Genomic DNA, 17,136 nt, shown 5'->3' with positions numbered 1-17,136 from the left:
GACGCTACAGCAGGTAGTAGCCCAGGGCGACGCCGCCGCCCAGGGTCGCCAGCCACAGGGCGGCCAGCAGCCAGGGGCCGCGCAGGCGCCGCCAGCGGTTGTGCAGCCGGGCGGCGTGGTTGAGGCGCTGCATCCACTCCTCGAAGCGCGACCCCGGCGGGCCGGGCGGCAGCGAGAAGTCGTCGGCCGGCCCCACCCGCCAGTAGGGGGCATGGGTCAGGCCCAGGCGGGCGCGGAGCCGGCCGATGTCGGAGAGGGTGTCGTGGAGGGCATCGTACTCGGCGCGCCGCCACTCGGCCTGGAGCACGGCGGCGGCGTCGGCCTTGAGCGCGGTGTGTTCGCAGGCCTCGATGGCGGCGGCGATCTCGGCGTCGTCGGCCTCCGGGTCGAGGCGCAGTCGCTGGTAGAGGTCTCGCATCTCAGCTTACCTTCATCAGGAAGTCATAGGCCCGGCGGATCCGCTGGAAGCGTCGCGAGGCGCTGGCCACGATGGCCTCGCCCTCGTGGTAGAACCGATCCGGATGATGGGCCTGGGCCAGCCGACGATAGGCCTTGCGGATCTCGCCGCGACTGGCGCCGGGTTCGAGCCCGAGCACGGCCAGGGCGCCGCGTACCCTGGCATCCGGCGGCGGACCGGCGTGGCGGCCGGTGTCCTCCCGTCGGGAATGCCGTTCCTTGTGCTGCTCCCCCTGGCGCCTTTCCTCCTGCCGTTGCGATTGGCGTTCCCGTTCGGCGCGATGCCGCTGGCGGCGGCGCTCCTCGGCCTTCTGCCTGTCACGACGGGCGGCCTCGCGCTCGGCCTGGCGGCGACGCTTCTCCGCCTCGCGTCGAGCCTGCCTGTGTTGCCGAGCGGCCTCGCGTTCGGCGCGGCGGCGCGCCTTCTCCTCCTGGCGTTGCGCCTCGCGCTGGCGCTTCGCCTCCTCCCTGGCCTCGCGGGCCTGTCGGCGGGCCTCGGCCTGTTCGGCCCGGCGCCGTTCGGCCGCCTCGGCGGCCTCGTCCCGCGCCTGGTCGGCTCGTTGCCGGCCCGCGCTCGCCTCGTGCCGCTCCTCCTGGGATCGGCCCTCCCGCGCCCGCCAGTAGTCGCGTCGGCTGGGGTCGGCCGGCGCCGCCAGGGGGCGGCCCGCCTGGGAGGCATAGAGGGTGGCGAACTCCTCGGGGGCCACGCCGAGCAGGTCGGCCAGGAAGCGCAGCACGTGATGGTTGGCCAGCGTCGGCTCGCCCGTGTCGCTGGCCAGGGCGATGGCCAGGCGCAGGAAGGCCCGGGCCGACTCGCCGTGGAGCTCCTTCTGCAGCACCTCGGCGGCGAGCTGGATGGCGCTCAGGTCCTGGTTGGCGGCGATCTCGAGGATGGGGGCGAGGTCGTGGCCGTGTCGAAAGGCGCCGGTCAGGGCGACCAGGTGGGCGCGTTCCGCCTCCCCGACCGGGCCCCGGTGGGTCAGGACCCAGGCCAGCAGCAGCAGGGCGGCGGTGTCGGCCTGGTCCCGGCTCTGGAGGAGCAGCAGTTCGAAGGTGGAGAAGCGGGCGGAGGTCATTCCCTGACTCTTGGGTGGGTGTCGTGGCGCCGGCCATGTTCTCCCCGGTCGCGGGGCTTGGCAAGTCCGGCCGGGGGCTGTGCTAGCTTAGGAAGAATGCCGAGGGGCGTCGCGACGCCGCGGACTCGCCTGCCCGAGTCTCCCTCGGTCGGACGCCCGGGCTGCGTCGGGGCCGCCGACGACCGGCGAGGCGAACGCCACGATTCCTCGGGGGCTCCCCAAAGGCATCGGCGGCCAGCGCCATTTCTTGATGAGGCAAGGAGAATTCGCCGATGCGACCATGGTGGAAGCGCCTGCTGGCGCCGGTGGTGTGGGTGGCCGAGCGGCTCGGCACCTCCCAGGAGGTGCACCGAAGCGCGGAGGAGCAGGCCGAGGTGGACCAGGAGTGCGAGGACCTGGCGCTCTACCTGGCCTGGCGTTGCCCCTATGGCCTCAAGGTGAAGCGGGAAATCACCCGGCTGGGGCTCGACATCGAGGAGCGCGACGTGCGGCTCGACCCCGATCATCGTCGAACCCTGGAGCAGGAAGGGGGCAAGTTCCAGACGCCCTGCCTGCGCATCCGCGAGGCGGAAGGCGGCGAGCGCTGGCTCTACGAGTCCGAGGCGATCATCGACTACCTGCGTACTCGCTTCTTTTGAGGCACGTCGCTCTCCCGTCATGCGCATCTTGGCGGGGCAATGGTCGTATCGACGGGGAGCGTGGCGATGTCGTACGGGTGACAGGGAACCGGCCGAAGACGTCGGCCCGATGCCGGGGGCACAGGGATGATACTCAAGGAAAAAACCGCCTGTGCCGACACCGACGAGCGCGGCTTCCCCGGCCCCAAGCAGGAGCAGGACCTGGCCCTCCCCCTGCGCCGGGAGTCTGGCGACAGCGAGCGGATCCGCTTCATCATGGCCTGGTGTGTCTTCCGGGAGGATGAGCCATCAATGATCCAGGAACGGCGGCTGACGACTCATGGGGGTCATGCCGGAAAAGGCCGTAAGCGCGCTCGTCCGTATCATGCATACGGCCCGATGATCAAAGGTTCACATGCCGAATGTTCCTGGTTTTTCAGGATTCCACAAGGTGGGGCATGGATGATGCGCTAGTCGACATTGTTGAACAGGCCGGCTCGCTCAAGTCAGCAAGCGAGTTAGTGCCATGATATCGATTGGGCGAGTATAGAAGCATGTCTGACTCTGCTGCGTTTCGTTCGGACGGATGGGGCGCGAGAGCCCGCATCGGACTCATCACACCTCACAACGACGTCGTCCCGGAATCCGAGTTTCATGCCTTGGCGACCGAAGGCATATCCGTCCATGCCGCGCGAGTTCCCTTGGGATGGACCAGCGGGCCGGAGCCGCCATTGATCGGCCTGGATGCGGTACGCGCTTTTGCGGAGCCACCGCATGTCGATTCCGCTGCAGAAATGCTTGCTACCATGCCTCTGGATGCGATCGCATATGGATTTACGAGTAGTAGCTATCTGCTCGGCCCAGACGGCGATGCAAGGCTCAAAAGCAGACTGGAGATAATGACGGGTGAAATACCTGTGGCGATACCATGCCTGGCCGTTGTCAAGGCGCTGCGTGCGCTCGGCGTAACTACCCTGGCACTCGTCAACCCTCCATGGTTCCCTGCCGACTTGAGCGAGCATGGCGCAGACTACTTTAGAAAATCGGGCATCGAGGTGATGTATGCAGCCTCCGCCACAGGCTTAGCCAAGGATCCATTGAGTGTGCAACCTGAACGTCTTTATGAATGGGTGCGAAAGCATACCCCCAGAGCGACGGAGTCGATATTTCTGGGTGGGGGCGGCCTGCGCTCAATCGGCGTGATTGAAGCATTGGAAGAAGCGTTGGCATTGCCAGTGCTCACTGCGAACCAGGTCGTTTTCTGGCAGGCCCTGCGCTTGGCGGGCGTTGAGGAATGTCTTGATGGCTATGGACGAATCTTCGAGCACCCTCTCCCCGCCTGACCAGCGCATGCAGTCGGACGCCGTGATGCAGGGCGCTAGAGGAGAATTCTCTCAGCGTCTCCTTCTGGCCGAAAGATGACATCGATCGCCATCGGGGAAAGGCTCCATTCACCTCACCCCTGACTGTGCCCCGTCGGAAGGGGCCGCTGACGCCGAACCTGGGGCGCGTTACAGCGTCTCCTCCAGGAGCATGGCCAGTCGCTTGTGATGCAGGGCGTCGGCGGCCGTGTCCCAGGAAGGGGAGTCCTTGGCCGTGAAGCCGTGGGCCGCGCCCCGATAGAGCTCGGTGGTGAAGTGCACGCCGGCCCTGGCCAGTGCCTCGTCCAGGCGGGCGATCTGTTCGGGGGGCAGCAGCTCGTCCCGGTCGGCATGGCCTAGATAGACGCGCGCCTCGATGTTTCCCACCACCTTCACGGGGCTGTTGTCGTCGGTGGCGTCGGCGAGATTGGCCGAGTGGAAACCGGCCGCGGCGGCGACGCGGTCGGGGTGTTCGGCCGCCATGCGCAGCGCGAAGGCGCCGGTCATGCAGTAGCCGACCACGCCCACCTTGCCCTCCGCGAACTCCGCCTCGCGATCGATGCACGTGAGCAGGGCGGCGAAGTCGCGGGACTGCGCCTCGGGGGGGAGGTGGCCGGCATACACGACCAGGGTCGGTCGCACGTCCGGATCGCGGAAGGACTTGCCCCTGGGGACGACGGGGCCGCGCGCGTCGCGATAGTAGACGTTGGGCATCAAGACGGCATAGCCGTTGTCCGCGATCCGCTGGGCCTTCTGGTGATAGCAGGGGCGCAGGCCGCCGATATCGGTGAACAGCACCACGGCCGGCAGCGGGCCGTCGGCGTTCCCGGGCGTGAAGATGTGGGCGTCGATGGTGCCGTCGGCGGCGGGGATTTCGATAGCACGGGACATGCGCGGGCTCCGGATCGTCGATGGCGGATGATGACGGGACGCGGCTGTCGAGCTGGCGCCGCCTCATGATGGTAGCGGCGCCCAGAGACGGATGATACTCCCGCCTCTGCCATCGAGGGGGCGAGGCCCTGCGCCACGGGCCCTTCACCCGCCGAACGAGTCGTCGACCCGCACCCGGACATAGGACCCCGGCGCCTCCTCGAGGGGCGGGAAGCGGTGGCTGCCGGGGTCCCGGGCCGGCACCTGGCCGCCGGCGTGGCGCTGGAGCCAGTGGCGCCATTCCGGCCACCAGGAGCCCGGGTGGTGGGTCGCCGAGGCCAGCCAGCGCTCGGGATCCTTCGGCAGGCGCCCATAGGTCCAGTAGCCGTACTTCGAGGAGCCGTCCGGGTTGATGACGCCGGCGATATGCCCGGAACCGCCAAGCAGGAAACGGGGTGGCTTGCCCAGCAGGTGTGCGCCGCGGTAACTGGACTGCCAGGGGGCGATGTGATCCTTCTCGGTCGCCACGAAGAACGTCGGGATGCGCACCTGGCTCAGGTCGATGGCTTCCCCCGCCAGGGAAATGCCGCCGGGTTCGGCGAGGCGGTTCTCCAGGTACATGTTGCGCAGGTAGAAACTCTGCATGCGCCGCGGCATGCGGGTGGAGTCGGAATTCCAGTAGAGCAGGTCGAAGGCCGCGGGAGCGCGACCGAGCAGGTAGTTGTTGATCACGAACCCCCAGATCAGGTCGGCGGACTGCAGCAGGTTGAAGGCGTTGGCCAGGTGCGTGCCTTCCAGGTAGCCGCGCTGGGCCATGTGCTGCTCCATGTAGCGGATCTGCTCCTCGTCGATGAAGACCTCCAGCGGCCCCACGTCGCCGAAGTCGAGCAGGGTGGTGAAGAAGGTAGCGCTGTGCACCCGTTCATCGCCCCGCGCGGCCTGATGCGCCAGGGTGCAGGCCAGCAGGGTGCCGCCGATGCAGTAGCCGATGGCGTTGAGCGTCTCCTCGCCGGTGACCTCCGCCACCACGTCCATGGCCTTGAGGGTGCCCTGGGTGAGGTAGTCGTCGAAGGCCACCTCGGCATAGCGTTCGTCGGGGTTGACCCAGGAAATCACGAAGACGGTGATCCCCTGCGCCACGGCCCAGCGGATGAAGGAGCGCTGCGGGGTCAGGTCCAGGATGTAGAACTTGTTGATCCAGGGCGGGACGATCAGCAGCGGCCGACGGTCGACCTCCTCGGTGGTCGGCGCGTACTGGATGAGCTGGATGAGCTCGTTCTGGTAGATGACCTTGCCCGGGGTCACCGCGAGGTTCTCGCCCAGCGCCAGCTCGGCCGAATCGCTCTGCTTGATGCGCAACAATCCCTCGCCCCGGGCCAGGTCCTCCATCAGGTTGGCCAGGCCCTGCAGCAGGTTGGCTCCGCCGGTGCGCACCGTGGCCTCGATCACCTCCGGGTTGGTGGTGGCGAAGTTGCTGGGGGCGAGGGCGTCCATCAACTGACGGGCATAGAACTCGACCTTCACCCGCTCGTCGCGGTCCAGTTCCTCGGTGACCTCATGAACCCCCTCCAGCCACTGCTCGGCGGTCAGTTGGTAGGCCTGGCGGAGGGCGTCGAAGAAGAGGTTTTCCTCCCAGCCTTTCCCCTTGAAGCGTCGATCTCGCCGGTTGGGCTCGTGTTCCGATGACGGCGCTTCGCCGAGCAGGCGCCGCGCGGTGTTCTGCCACAGTGCCGCATAGTCCTGCCACAGTCGCTGCTGGAGCTCCAGGGCCCGTTGCGGATGGAGGAGGAACTGCTGATTCAGGCGGGTGAGCGCCTTGGCCGCGACGGCCGGATCGGGCAGGGTGAAGAAGTCCCCGCGTGCCTGGCGCTCGAGCCAGCCCTGCCAGGCCCGAGACGACCCGGTCGATAATCGTGCCAGGGTCTCGGCATAGCGCTGTGCCAGCTCATCGGGTGGCGTCTCATGGGGAGGAGTCGCCCGATCGCCGGGCTTCGCGGAGGACGGCTTTCGGTCATTCATCGCCTGGCCCCTTGGTGAGTACGATTCGATGGCGGCAGCCTCCGGCCAATGGACGGAGGCGGGCCGGCGCGGCCTTCATCTGCCGCAACCTATCGTCTCAGTATCGTAGGGGGTGGGTGAGACGCAACCGCGGCGCCTGCACATCGTGATTGCTGGGTGACCTCGAAGAAAGAGGCGAATCATGTTCCCGGTGCGTGGCCTGTGACGGTATAGCGTGGCCGACCATGGGCCATGACCGGCTTCACGCTTGTCGGAACCAGCCTGCCATCATCAGAACGGGCTCCATTCCCAACCCCAATCCTGCGCTTTCGGCTTCATTTCCGGTTTGGGATCGGTGAGCCACATTTGTGCCGGTAGCGGGGTCAGCAACGATGTGCTGGCCTGCACACCGATCGCCTTGTCGTCACTGGTCAGCCTGGCCTGTGTCTGGATTTCATTAGCCATAGGCGACAGCCTTAGCACGATAGCCTGTACCCCGGACGTGAAATCCCCCAGGGACCCTGTGCCGATCTGGAGATCGCCCATCGTGCCGTGCCATTCCATGGCGCTCATCGGAGTCTCACTGGTGAAGTCGATCCATGGCGTCCAACTGGTGCTGTCGCTCGGCGCCGGGTTCAGCCAGATACCGAAGCTAAGCCCCCGGTATACGATCTGACCTGTCACCGTCTGGGCATCGCCTTGTGTTCGATTACGCAACTCGAACTTGATCGATTTGGCCTTCAACAGCTCCTTGGGGATATCCATCGGCGACATGCCGAAGATCTTCTCGAGCGAATCATCGTGCTGGAATTGAAGGCGCAGCTGCCAGTTGGTGAATTTCTTCCCGCCGGGATCTCGCACCGGCACCTCCGGGCGTTTGATCACGGGGACCGGGGTAATGGCTTCATACGCCACAACGACACTGCGCTCAGCGGGATCCTCCAACGGGCCTTCGGCATCGATCGGCTCGGTTTCGCCGACGCCGGTCACGTTGAGGATGCGGTGATTCGGGATGCCGAGCGTATCGATCAGGTAGTCGCGTACCGACTGGGCTCGCTGCTCGGACAATGTCTGGTTGCTGCTGGTACTGCCGGTCTCGCTGGTGTGTCCCTCGATCAGCCGGAACCGTCCTTCATCGCCAAGATTGGGCACCAATTGATTCTTCAGGTACTCCTTGTGCGCTGGCGTCAAGTCACTGGAGCCAACGCCGAAATCGGCCAGCAGGATCTTTCCGCGGGCCCACTCTTCCCCGACTTCGACGTTGAGCTCTTTCACCGAGGGGAAATCACGACCCGGCTGCAACGGTTCCTCGGCATTGTGCAGGCGAGCCGAGCTGCGTTGATACTGCTCTTCACTGAGGGCGCCCCTGGACCGCGCGTCATCGAGGTTCTGCTGATGATCGCGGTTTTGCACCGGATCCGATTGTCGGTGGGCCTGGTTGGCGTGTTCTTCCGCGACCTGCCTGGCATGCGCCATTCTCTGCTGAGCGGCCCGGCTGGTCTCGGCCTGATTCGTCGAAGACGCGTTCCGCGCATCCGAATCCGCCTGCTGTTCGGCCTGACTCAGCAGGCTGGTCAGCGCCTGCAAGCTGGAACGTTGGGCTTCACCCGATTCCTGCATCGCCCGGCTCGCCAGTTGCCGAGCGGCATTCACGGTCTCGCTGCCGAGCGACATATCGCGGAAGATGCCTCCGGTCGCCAAGGCATTGAGCATACCGGAGAGCCCGGAAGGAGCCGGTGCCGGGGGCGCGCTTTGAATGTTGATCGACGACGAGGGCACGGAAGCGGCTTGGGGGATGATATCGTGCGCCCGGCTACCGGGGGATACGCCGGAGATCTCCGGGGCCGACCCTTGGCACCGTTGCGACGGATCGATCATACGGTCCACATCGCGCACTTCGGTCGCGTTGCACTTGGACAGCAGGGTCTCGGCGTAGACGCCCCTTGTCGGCAGGCTGATCAGCTTCTGGGTCCGCATCTCGTCCAGCGTCAAGTAGGTCGCGGCGGAAAGGCTTTCATCGGCTTGCAGCCGCTGCCCCTGTACTTGCAGGGGAAACGCCACGAGGTTACCCATGACGCCCACGGCCCTGTTTTCGATCAGCTGCAACAGGGGGACATTCCGAACCTGGCCATCCCCATGGTCGTAGGGGTGGCTGAAGGGTTCGAGACGCAGGGCGCGGCGGTCAGGATCCTCCCCCAACCACAGCGCACGCAAATAGGCCATGCGATTGGACTTGATATGCTGCGCCAGTGCTTCGAGCGCGCTGTAATCCTGATAACGCCGAGTGCGGGTCTGGATGATATCCGGTCGCACCGGGTTGAGGCTGTCGATGGCATAAGCCGGGTAGTCACCCTTCAGGGTTTCACTCAATCCCACCTGGTCGATCAGCTCTACACTGCGCTGCCGGGGCAGCACGTCACTGGGGTCGGTATGGGCGGTGACACGCAGACGCGTCAAGTTGTATTTCTGCACCTCGAAGACCCGTTCCTTGAACGGAGTATCATCGCTACCGCCGAAGAATTCGGCCACCTCTCTAGCGACATCACCAACATTATCGATGGTTTCTCCGACTCCGACCACTTCGGATTCAACGGCCTGTTTCGGTGAGAACATCACCTCGATCCCGCTAATGCTGGCGATCGGGACCGGTTGTGAGGTGAACACGCTCACTGCCGAGGCTTCTCGTGAGTCATCCTGTTGCAGGGTAACGGTCCCGCCTTCGGTGGTATGCACCAGGAGTGACACGCCGGCTCTCCATGGTTCACGCAGCTCGACCGTCCAGCGGGATACGGTGATTTCCGGCCGAGTTTCTTCATAGATTTCAGGAGTGTGGACCAGGCGATACAGGGCATCGAGTCCAGTCTGGTATTCCGAGGGAATCAACTCGCGGAGCCGATCCGAGTAGCGGTCTAGCCAGCTGATCAGTGAGGATTGCGCGAAACTCTGAACCCAGCTCAAGCCGCCCATGCTGTTATTGATCACTTGCCTGACGAGGTTCTGCACGTTCTGGCGAAAAATGGTATCGTCCGAGTAGGTCCCGTCGGCATCGACAGTGGTTCCCAACCAACTCCCCCTCACCGAGACCCCGCCATCTTCGGAGATGTTGACTTCATGGGGGGAGAACCCACCTTCGTGAACCAGGAAGTTCTCGACTTTGCTGGTGAAACGCACCCAGGCATCGTACCCGATCATTTCGGCGTGATGGGATATCTCGTTCGGGGTCGACAACGCTTCCAGGCCACGCTCAACGGCCTCGTTTATCGCGCGGGCCATGAAGATCGAGCGATCGATATTCGTCGGTTGATTCTCGTTGTATACGGTCAGGTTCCAATGTGCACCGGTCATCCTGCTGACGACTTCCGTGCCGCTATCGCTAAGGCGCAATCGCAAGGTGCGCATCGCTCCTAGTGGGTCGAAACTGCTGAACGAAGGTATGTCATCCCACAGCGCAGTCGGCACTTCATAGGGAATCATCAACACATCGAGCTGATCCACCAGCTCGGTTTGTACGTTGTAATGCTCGAGCACCTGAAAGTACTCGACGGTCATCGCGTGATTGCGATTATGGTTACGAACGATGCGCGTACGAATATCCTCTGTTTCGGCTTGCTGGCTCTGGGTCACGACCATGGAGCGCTGCGAACGGACTCGCGTGCTGCGTTGCTCAACGCTGTCCATCAGGCTTTGCAAGGTGTTGGCAGTGATCTCTCGATGGCCACTGCTGAAACTGCTCGAGCTCGCAGCACTTCCGCCCAGGCTAAAACCGACCGAGCCGAGCACGCCCTTGGCGATGCCGGCCAGACCGCCGGTGATGCCTCCTCCCCCCTGGACGGTGCTGCTTCCACCACGCTGCACCTCATCGACAGTACCCTCGACGATTTCCTCGATGGCCCGATCCCGGTGCATGTCATGCTGGAGACTCTCGCGGGCGGTCGCCCGGTCGCGACGTCGAGCGCGATCTTCCCGCGACCATTCGATCATGGCAATCCTGGTCTCCTCGCACGGTGCCAGTGCCAGCGAGTACAACAACTGGCCCAGGCCATGCCCGACCCGTGTCCAGGATTGCTTGTAGACGTTCAACCGGCCAAGGGTCGGCGATGATGGCTGGTGGACCCCCTTTTCGCTGGCGGTCGTCCAGTCGTAGGGTATCGGGCCGGCGATCGGCCGACGCTCGCCTGCCATTTCCGCTAGCGCTTCGCGTTCCCCTAGCTCGGGTTCACCCACGCGGACGATCTGATTGAAGTAGAACTGACGCGTCTCGACGCTTGCCGTGAAATCGAGCGCGCAATTGCCATTCCTGCGGATCACCTGCGGGCTGAACAACTCGGGGGCGTTGGCGACATCGGCCGGATCCGGCGGTGTCAGGAAGGCTCCGCCTTCCAACCGGCCTTCGGGCATCCAGCGATCGACCTCGTCGGAGACCGTTATCACGCTCCCGTGGCTCAGGTCACCGGAGCCGACATCGAACACGAGGCCGCCGTCGTGTCGCGGCTGGCCATCGACCGTCGGGCTGACGGCGATCCGAGTATCTTCTGCGGCCTCTTCCAGCAGATCGGCACTGATATAGCCCGTGGGACCAGCCGTGACGGTACGTTCGCTGACGGTCTCGCCCGATTTCATCACCCGCAGTCGCATCTGCGCCCCCGGCTGGGGCTTGCCGGATCCATCCTGAACCCTCAGTCGAACCTTGCCGATGGCGCGAACCGGCTTCAGGTGGCCGTCATCGTCGTAACGGTAGGTGAAGGGCTGCTCATACTGGTGACGGTGCAAGGCCAGGCGGCCATTGGTGGCGAATGCCGAAGGGCCTACGGCTCCCCAATCGATATTATTATTGTAGTCATGTTGAGAATTGGAATCGTTAGCCATCGTAACCCCCGTGAAGATGTGATGTCACAGTGACGCCGAGAAGCCGGGTATGATGTTTTTAATACATGGATGACTAGAGACTTAGTGTGGAGTCTAGTCGCTCACCCGACTGCATCAACCCGTGTGACTTACAGGGAGGACCTGGACAAGCCGGTGGCGCTCTGGTTAGCCACTTGTCATCGGAGGGGGGCTTGGATGTCGCGATTCGAGTGGACGTCTCACCCGAGGAGGAGGGGAAGCCTACCTGAAGTGGACCCTGACGCTAGCGAGTGGCCGGAATAGCTGGCTCCTCGTCTTCTATCTGCGAGGATCGGGAGGCTCGGCGTCGATACGCCTTCGGGGCTCGACCAGGCGTATCGAGAGAGCCTTGGGATTGCGGTCGGTCACTGACCCGCCCCGATCCTCAGCCGCAGCGCCTGCAGGGCGCCGATCTCCAGGCGCAGCTCCTCGGAGACCAGCGGATGGCCGTGCAGACGCAGGTCCACCGTGGCGGCGGCGCCCTGGTAGGTGACCTCGGTGGAGATCGTCGCCTCGTCGGTCAGGGGGGCCAACGGGCCATAGGCGATGCCTTCCACCTCCAGGGCCGTCAGGCCGAGATCCGCGAGCGCGTCCTCGACGGCTCGCTCCACCGCCCAGCCGTAATACAGGTAGAGCCCGCCATAGGCCAGGCCGGCGACAAGGATCAATGAGACGAGGCGGCCCATGGCATCCTCCGTGGTCAGGGATGGTAGCGGGGCGCCGTGCGGTCGCCGCCGAGATCGGCACGAGCGATCGGCCAGCCGCCTTCGCGGATCGCCGGGCAACCGGCGACGTCGTGGAGATAGAGGTAGAGCCAGGCCGGACCGAAGGCGGTGGTGTGCACGGCGCGGTCATAGGTGCCGGCCCGCGGCGTGCGGACCCGGTAGTCCTCCAGCCGGTCGAGGCCGGCGAGCAGGGCGACATCGACCCGGAACACCTCCACCTCGACGCCCCAGGACGGCTCGGCCTTGGCGCCGGGGTAGGGGCCGAGATCGAAGAGGGTGACCGTGGTCAGGCGATCCGTGCCCAGGTAGTCGGCGCCCGCCAGCCAATGATGGTTGCGCAGGCCGCGCTTCAGGGTGCCGTAGACGGCGACCAGGGGCGTGCGGGTGATGGCCAGGGCGGGGGAGGGCATGGTGACGAGTCTCCTGTGGATCGAACCCGGGGCTCCAGTCTACCAAAGCCGCTCTGCGGCAGGGGATAAGCGCCGGCGCATCCCCCAGTCTCGCGACGCCAAGTCCGCCGGATGCACTCGCAGGCTCGCTTATCCGGCCTACGTCGATACCGGAGCGGCACCGCCGGGATGAGCCCCGGCGGTGCCGGGTCGGCTCAGTCGCCCAGGGTCGAGGAACGGCCGAGGTTCTCTGGGCCGAAGGAGTCCGGCAGCAGCTCGTTCATGGTGTAGCGCCTGAGCAGCCGGCCCTCGGCGTCGACCACCCGGATGCGCGTCTCGGCGGTGGCGAACTCGCGGATGCGCTGGCGGCAGTCGCCGCAGGGCGTGCACAGGTGCTCGCCGGGCCCGATCACGTAGACCTCGCGCAGCTCGCGCTCCCCGGCGCTGGCCAGGGCGGCGATGGCCGAGGCCTCGGCGCAGATCCCCTTGTAGTGGGCCACCTCGACGTTGGCGCCCGTGTAACGCCTCCCGCTCTCGCTGACCACCAGGGCGCCCACCGGATGGGCGGAGTAGGGCGCATAGGCCCGGTCGCGGACGGCGATCAGCGCCTCGACGATGTCGCGCTCGATGGCCTCGCTCATGAGAGCGCCTCCCCGGTCGCGTCGTCGCGCAGCACGCCATCCAGGGCGATGGTCATCATCTCGTCGAAGGTGGTGGCGCGCTCGTCGCTGGACAGGGAATCGCCCTTGACGATGTGGTCGGAGACCGTGCAGATGGTCATGGCTCGGGCGCCGAACTCGGCGGCCACGCCGTAAAGGCCGGCGGCCTCCATCTCCACGCCGACGATGCCGTAGCGGCGGAGAGTCTCGATGAGGTTCGGATCGGGGTTGTAGAAGAGGTCCGCCGAGAAGAGGTTGCCCACCTTGACCGGCACGCCCTGGGCGGCGGCGGCGTCCACGGCGTGGCGGGTCAACTCGAAGTCGGCCACGGCGGCGAAGTCGTGCCCGAGGAAGCGGGTGCGGTTGACCCCGGAATCGGTGCTGGCGCCCAGCCCGATCACCACGTCGCGCACCGCCACGTCGTCGCGCACCGCGCCGCAGGACCCGACCCGGATCAGCCGCTTCACGTCGTAGTCGGTGATCAGCTCCTTGGCGTAGATGGACACCGAGGGGATGCCCATGCCGTGGCCCATCACCGAGATCTCGCGGCCCCGATAGGTGCCGGTGTAGCCGTACATGTTGCGCACGCGGTTCACCTGGCGCACGTCCTCGAGGTAGGTCTCGGCGATGTACTGGGCGCGCAGCGGGTCGCCGGGCATCAGCACGGTATCCGCGAAGTCGCCGCGCTCGGCCTGGATATGGGGAGTCGCCATCGTGTCAGTTCTCCGTGTCGTGGTCGGGCAGGAAGCTCTCGCCGTCGTCCATGGGCGGCAGGCCGAAGTGGCGGGCCAGGCTCTGGCCGATGTCGGCGAAGCTGGCCCGGGCCCCCAGCGAGCCGGGCGCCAGCCCGGCGCCGACGGCCAGCACCGGAACGTGCTCCCGGGTGTGATCGGTGCCGGTCCAGGTGGGATCGCAGCCGTGGTCGGCGGTCATCACCAGCAGGTCGTCGTCCTCGAGCCGCTCGAGCAGCTCCGGCAGGCGGGTGTCGAAGGCCTCCAGGGCGGCGGCGTAGCCGGCCACGTCGCGACGGTGGCCGTAGACCATGTCGAAGTCGACGAAGTTGGTCATGATCAGGGTGCGCTCGCCCGCGGTCTCCAGGGCCTGGAGGGTGGCGTCGAACAGGGCCTCGTGGCCGCTGGCCTTGATCGTCTGGGAGATGCCGCAGTGGGCGTAGATGTCGGCGATCTTGCCGATGGCCACCACCTGACCGCCGTCGTCATGGAGCTTCTGGAGCACCGTGGGCGCGGGCGGCTCGACGCTGTAGTCGCGGCGGTTGGCCGTGCGGGCGAAGCTCGCGGCGTCGTCGCCGGTGAAGGGGCGGGCGATCACCCGGCCGATGTTGTAGGGCTCGAGCAGGCGCCGGGCGATCTCGCACACCCGGTAGAGCCGCGCCAGGCCGAAGGTCTCCTCGTGGGCGGCGATCTGGAACACCGAGTCCGCCGAGGTGTAGACGATGGGTTCGCCGGTGCGCACGTGCTCCTCGCCCAGCCGGGCGATGATCTCGGTCCCGGAGGCATGACAGTCGCCCAGCACCCCGGGCAGCTCGGCCTCGCGGATCAGCGCCTGGAGCAGCTCGCTCGGGAAGCTGTGCTCGCGCTGGGTGAAATAGCCCCACTCGAAGCACACCGGCACCCCGGCGAGCTCCCAGTGGCCCGAGGGAGTGTCCTTGCCCGAGGAAATCTCCCGGGCATGGCCGTAGGCGCCGGCCACCGTCTCGGGCGGGGTGACGCCGTCGGCCCAGGTGCCGGTGCTCTCCCGGTGGGCATGGAAGAGGCCCAGCCGGCCGAGGTTGGGCAGCTTCAGCGGGCCCTGGCGTGTAGCGCCCGCGGCGGGGCCAGGGCCGTGTTCGGGGCCCTGAACGAGATCGGCCTGACCCTTGGCGCAGGCCTCGGCGATGTGGCCCAGGGTGTCGGCCCCGGCATCGCCGAAGGCCGCGGCGTCGGGGGTGGCGCCGATGCCGAAGGAGTCGAGGACGAGGACGAGCGCACGTGTCATGGGGCCTCCCGGCGGATGATGTCCTGTATCAGTGTAGGCGCGGGCGCCGGCGTCTCGCCGAGTTCGACGGCGGCCAGCAGCTGGCGCTCGGCGCGCTCGGCGTCGTCCTCGCTGCGGGCGTGGACGGTGGCCAGGGGCTGGCCGGCCGCGAGGCGATCGCCCAGCGCGGCGATGCCGGTCAGGCCCACCGCCGGGTCGACGGGATCATCGGGGGCGCGGCGCCCGCCGCCGAGTTCCACCACGGCCAGACCCAGGGCCCGGGTATCCATCCGTCGCAGGTGGCCGGCACGCTCGGCCCGCACCTCGCGCACCACCGGGGCGGTGGGCAGGTGGCGGTCGGCGGCCTCGAGCAGGTCGCTGGGGCCGCCGAGGCCGGCCACCATGCGTGCGAACCGCTCGGCGGCCGCCCCCGAGGCGAGTCGCTCGTCGAGACGGGCCTGGGCGGCGTCGCGGTCCGCGGCCAGGCCGCCGGCCAGCAGCATCTCCGCGGCCAGCGTCCGGGTCACCGTCAGCAGGCGGCCGTCGCGGCGTTCGCCGGTGAGCACGGCCAGCGCCTCGCGGACCTCCACGGCATTGCCGGCGCAGGGCGCCAGCGGCTGGCTCATGTCGGTCAGCAAGGCGGTCGTGGAAGTTCCGGCCTGACTCGCCACCTCGGCAATCGTGCTAGCGAGTTCCCTGGAGGCTTCCGCCGTGGGCATAAAGGCCCCGCTGCCCACCTTGACGTCCATGACCAGGGCATCGAGGCCGCAGGCCAGCTTCTTGCCGAGGATGGAGGAGACGATCAGCGGCAGCGACTCCACGGTGGCGGTGACGTCGCGCACCGCGTAGAGGCGCCTGTCCGTCGGAGCCAGGCGGCCGGTCTGGCCGATGATCGCCACCCCGACGTCCTTGACCAGGCGGCGGAAGGTGGCGGTATCGGGGGTGACCGAGTAGCCGGGGATCGCCTCGAGCTTGTCCAGGGTGCCGCCGGTGTGGCCCAGGCCGCGACCGGAGATCATCGGCACGTGGCCGCCGCAGGCGGCGACCCAGGGGCCGAGCACCAGCGAAACCAGGTCGCCCACGCCGCCGGTGGAGTGCTTGTCGAGCACCGGGCCGGGCAGGTCGAGGTCGGACCAGTCGAGCACCTCCCCGGAGTCGCGGATGGCCTCGGTGAGCGCCACCGTCTCGGCGGCGTCCATGCCCTGCAGGTAGATGGCCATGGCCAGGGCGCCGACCTGGGCGTCGGAGAGGCCGCCGTCGCCGATGCCCTCGACCAGCTCGCGGATTGTCGCCGCCGGCAGGGCCCGACCGTCGCGCTTGGCGCGGATGGCCTCCTGGGGCAGCATCAGTAGTCGCCCTCGGCGGCGGCGCCGCCGCCGAGGGCGCCCAGCGTCAGCAGCAGGTCGTCGAGCAGGCCCGAGGCGCCGAAGCGGAAGTGGTCGCGGTCGACCCAGGCTCCGCCCATGACGCGCTCGGCCAGCTGCAGGTAGGCCTGGGCGTCCTCGGCGGTGCGCACCCCGCCGGCGGCCTTGAAGCCGACGTCCCGGCCGCTGTCGCGGATCACCTCGAGCAGGGTCTCGGCGGCCTCCAGGGTGGCGTTCACCGCGACCTTGCCGGTGGAGGTCTTGAGGAAGTCGGCGCCGCCTTCCACGGCCAGCTCCGCGGCGCGGCGGATCAGCGCCGGATCCTCGAGCTCGCCGGTCTCGAGGATCACCTTGAGGGTGGCGTCGCCGCAGGCGGCCTTGCACATCTCCACCAGCTCGCGGCCCACGGCCTCGTCGCCCGCCATCAGGGCGCGATAGGGGAAGACCACGTCCACCTCGTCGGCACCGGAGGCCACCGCCTCGCGGGTTTCCCGGGCGGCGGCCATGACGTCGTCGTGGCCGTGCGGGAAGTTGGTGACCGTGGCGATCTTCACGGTGCCGTTGAGCCGATGGGCGGTCAGCGCGCGGCGGGCCGGGACGATGAAGCGTGGGTAGACGCAGACCGCGGCCGGGGTGCCCACCGGGGTCTTGGCCCGCTGGCACAATGCCTCGATGCTGGCGTCGGTGTCGTCGTCGTTGAGGCTGGTGAGGTCCATCAGGGACAGGGCCTGACGGGCGGCGCGTTCGATGTCGGTCATGAGGG

General features: G+C 67.0%; 15 protein-coding genes. 3 read left to right on the top strand and 12 right to left on the bottom strand.

What is annotated here, in order from left to right:
- Positions 1 to 4: 4 nt before the first annotated feature.
- Both BEI_RS12955 and BEI_RS12950 read right to left on the bottom strand, forming a co-directional pair.
- Positions 5 to 418 carry a hypothetical protein gene (locus BEI_RS12955; RefSeq protein ID WP_097789911.1) on the bottom strand — a complete coding sequence of 138 codons (414 nt, stop codon included), beginning with the start codon at positions 416 to 418 and terminating at the stop codon, positions 5 to 7.
- A gap of 1 nt (position 419) precedes the next feature.
- Entirely contained in the window at positions 420 to 1,532 is a 1,113-nt protein-coding gene (locus tag BEI_RS12950) for a J domain-containing protein (RefSeq protein ID WP_097789910.1), read from the bottom strand.
- A gap of 272 nt (positions 1,533 to 1,804) precedes the next feature.
- Between BEI_RS12950 and BEI_RS12945 the strand changes: the two genes are divergently transcribed.
- The 3 genes from BEI_RS12945 to BEI_RS12940 all read left to right on the top strand — a co-directional run bounded on the left by BEI_RS12945 (position 1,805) and on the right by BEI_RS12940 (position 3,492).
- Positions 1,805 to 2,170, top strand: a complete 366-nt coding sequence (locus BEI_RS12945) for a glutaredoxin family protein (RefSeq protein ID WP_097789909.1) — start codon at positions 1,805 to 1,807, stop codon at positions 2,168 to 2,170.
- Between the two features lie 126 nt (positions 2,171 to 2,296).
- Positions 2,297 to 2,623 carry a hypothetical protein gene (locus BEI_RS19030; protein ID WP_153045791.1) on the top strand — a complete coding sequence of 109 codons (327 nt, stop codon included), beginning with the start codon at positions 2,297 to 2,299 and terminating at the stop codon, positions 2,621 to 2,623.
- Positions 2,624 to 2,703: 80 nt separating this feature from the next.
- Positions 2,704 to 3,492, top strand: a complete 789-nt coding sequence (locus BEI_RS12940; protein WP_097789908.1) for a maleate cis-trans isomerase family protein — start codon at positions 2,704 to 2,706, stop codon at positions 3,490 to 3,492.
- A 168-nt stretch (positions 3,493 to 3,660) separates the two neighbouring features.
- On the opposite strand, the gene BEI_RS12935 is transcribed toward BEI_RS12940, so the two are convergent.
- The 10 genes from BEI_RS12935 to deoC all read right to left on the bottom strand — a co-directional run bounded on the left by BEI_RS12935 (position 3,661) and on the right by deoC (position 17,131).
- Positions 3,661 to 4,401 (bottom strand): dienelactone hydrolase family protein, encoded by a 741-nt coding sequence (locus BEI_RS12935; RefSeq protein WP_097789907.1) that lies wholly within the window; start codon positions 4,399 to 4,401, stop codon positions 3,661 to 3,663.
- Positions 4,402 to 4,545: 144 nt separating this feature from the next.
- Positions 4,546 to 6,399, bottom strand: a complete 1,854-nt coding sequence (locus BEI_RS12930; protein WP_097789906.1) for a PHA/PHB synthase family protein — start codon at positions 6,397 to 6,399, stop codon at positions 4,546 to 4,548.
- Positions 6,400 to 6,669: 270 nt separating this feature from the next.
- Complete coding sequence (locus BEI_RS12925; protein ID WP_097789905.1) at positions 6,670 to 11,244, bottom strand: OmpA family protein; 4,575 nt, start codon at positions 11,242 to 11,244, stop codon at positions 6,670 to 6,672.
- A 383-nt stretch (positions 11,245 to 11,627) separates the two neighbouring features.
- Positions 11,628 to 11,948: a hypothetical protein gene (locus BEI_RS12920; protein WP_097789904.1), complete on the bottom strand. Its 321-nt coding sequence runs from the start codon at positions 11,946 to 11,948 to the stop codon at positions 11,628 to 11,630.
- A 14-nt stretch (positions 11,949 to 11,962) separates the two neighbouring features.
- Positions 11,963 to 12,397 (bottom strand): gamma-glutamylcyclotransferase family protein, encoded by a 435-nt coding sequence (locus BEI_RS12915; RefSeq protein ID WP_097789903.1) that lies wholly within the window; start codon positions 12,395 to 12,397, stop codon positions 11,963 to 11,965.
- Positions 12,398 to 12,591: 194 nt separating this feature from the next.
- Positions 12,592 to 13,017 carry a cytidine deaminase gene (gene cdd / locus BEI_RS12910; protein ID WP_097789902.1) on the bottom strand — a complete coding sequence of 142 codons (426 nt, stop codon included), beginning with the start codon at positions 13,015 to 13,017 and terminating at the stop codon, positions 12,592 to 12,594.
- A complete protein-coding gene (gene deoD / locus BEI_RS12905; RefSeq protein ID WP_097789901.1) occupies positions 13,014 to 13,748 on the bottom strand; it encodes a purine-nucleoside phosphorylase in 735 nt (244 codons plus the stop codon). Before deoD ends, cdd begins: the two co-directional genes overlap by 4 nt.
- A gap of 4 nt (positions 13,749 to 13,752) precedes the next feature.
- Positions 13,753 to 15,030 (bottom strand): phosphopentomutase, encoded by a 1,278-nt coding sequence (locus BEI_RS12900; protein ID WP_097789900.1) that lies wholly within the window; start codon positions 15,028 to 15,030, stop codon positions 13,753 to 13,755.
- On the bottom strand, positions 15,027 to 16,355 hold the full coding sequence (gene deoA, locus BEI_RS12895; protein ID WP_097789899.1) for a thymidine phosphorylase: 1,329 nt from the start codon (positions 16,353 to 16,355) through the stop codon (positions 15,027 to 15,029). Before deoA ends, BEI_RS12900 begins: the two co-directional genes overlap by 4 nt.
- A complete protein-coding gene (deoC, locus tag BEI_RS12890; protein ID WP_097789898.1) occupies positions 16,355 to 17,131 on the bottom strand; it encodes a deoxyribose-phosphate aldolase in 777 nt (258 codons plus the stop codon). The genes deoA and deoC overlap by 1 nt, the downstream gene beginning before the upstream one ends.
- Positions 17,132 to 17,136 lie beyond the last annotated feature (5 nt).

Origin of the sequence: Halomonas beimenensis (assembly GCF_002549795.1) — a bacterium.
In the GTDB taxonomy this organism is placed as follows: Bacteria; Pseudomonadota; Gammaproteobacteria; order Pseudomonadales; family Halomonadaceae; genus Halomonas; species Halomonas beimenensis.
The sequence above is the reverse complement of the archived record's forward strand: the minus strand, read 5'-3'. Positions and strand labels throughout refer to the sequence as shown.

Excerpts from the sequence above, each read along its gene's own strand:
- BEI_RS12955 (WP_097789911.1), bottom strand. The coding sequence starts at position 418 with ATGCGAGACCTCTACCAGCGACTGCGCCTCGACCCGGAGGCCGACGAC.
- BEI_RS12950 (WP_097789910.1), bottom strand. The coding sequence starts at position 1,532 with ATGACCTCCGCCCGCTTCTCCACCTTCGAACTGCTGCTCCTCCAGAGC.
- BEI_RS12945 (WP_097789909.1), top strand. The coding sequence starts at position 1,805 with ATGCGACCATGGTGGAAGCGCCTGCTGGCGCCGGTGGTGTGGGTGGCC.
- BEI_RS19030 (WP_153045791.1), top strand. The coding sequence starts at position 2,297 with ATGATACTCAAGGAAAAAACCGCCTGTGCCGACACCGACGAGCGCGGC.
- BEI_RS12940 (WP_097789908.1), top strand. The coding sequence starts at position 2,704 with ATGTCTGACTCTGCTGCGTTTCGTTCGGACGGATGGGGCGCGAGAGCC.
- BEI_RS12935 (WP_097789907.1), bottom strand. The coding sequence starts at position 4,401 with ATGTCCCGTGCTATCGAAATCCCCGCCGCCGACGGCACCATCGACGCC.
- BEI_RS12930 (WP_097789906.1), bottom strand. The coding sequence starts at position 6,399 with ATGAATGACCGAAAGCCGTCCTCCGCGAAGCCCGGCGATCGGGCGACT.
- BEI_RS12925 (WP_097789905.1), bottom strand. The coding sequence starts at position 11,244 with ATGGCTAACGATTCCAATTCTCAACATGACTACAATAATAATATCGAT.
- BEI_RS12920 (WP_097789904.1), bottom strand. The coding sequence starts at position 11,948 with ATGGGCCGCCTCGTCTCATTGATCCTTGTCGCCGGCCTGGCCTATGGC.
- BEI_RS12915 (WP_097789903.1), bottom strand. The coding sequence starts at position 12,397 with ATGCCCTCCCCCGCCCTGGCCATCACCCGCACGCCCCTGGTCGCCGTC.
- cdd (WP_097789902.1), bottom strand. The coding sequence starts at position 13,017 with ATGAGCGAGGCCATCGAGCGCGACATCGTCGAGGCGCTGATCGCCGTC.
- deoD (WP_097789901.1), bottom strand. The coding sequence starts at position 13,748 with ATGGCGACTCCCCATATCCAGGCCGAGCGCGGCGACTTCGCGGATACC.
- BEI_RS12900 (WP_097789900.1), bottom strand. The coding sequence starts at position 15,030 with ATGACACGTGCGCTCGTCCTCGTCCTCGACTCCTTCGGCATCGGCGCC.
- deoA (WP_097789899.1), bottom strand. The coding sequence starts at position 16,355 with ATGCTGCCCCAGGAGGCCATCCGCGCCAAGCGCGACGGTCGGGCCCTG.
- deoC (WP_097789898.1), bottom strand. The coding sequence starts at position 17,131 with ATGACCGACATCGAACGCGCCGCCCGTCAGGCCCTGTCCCTGATGGAC.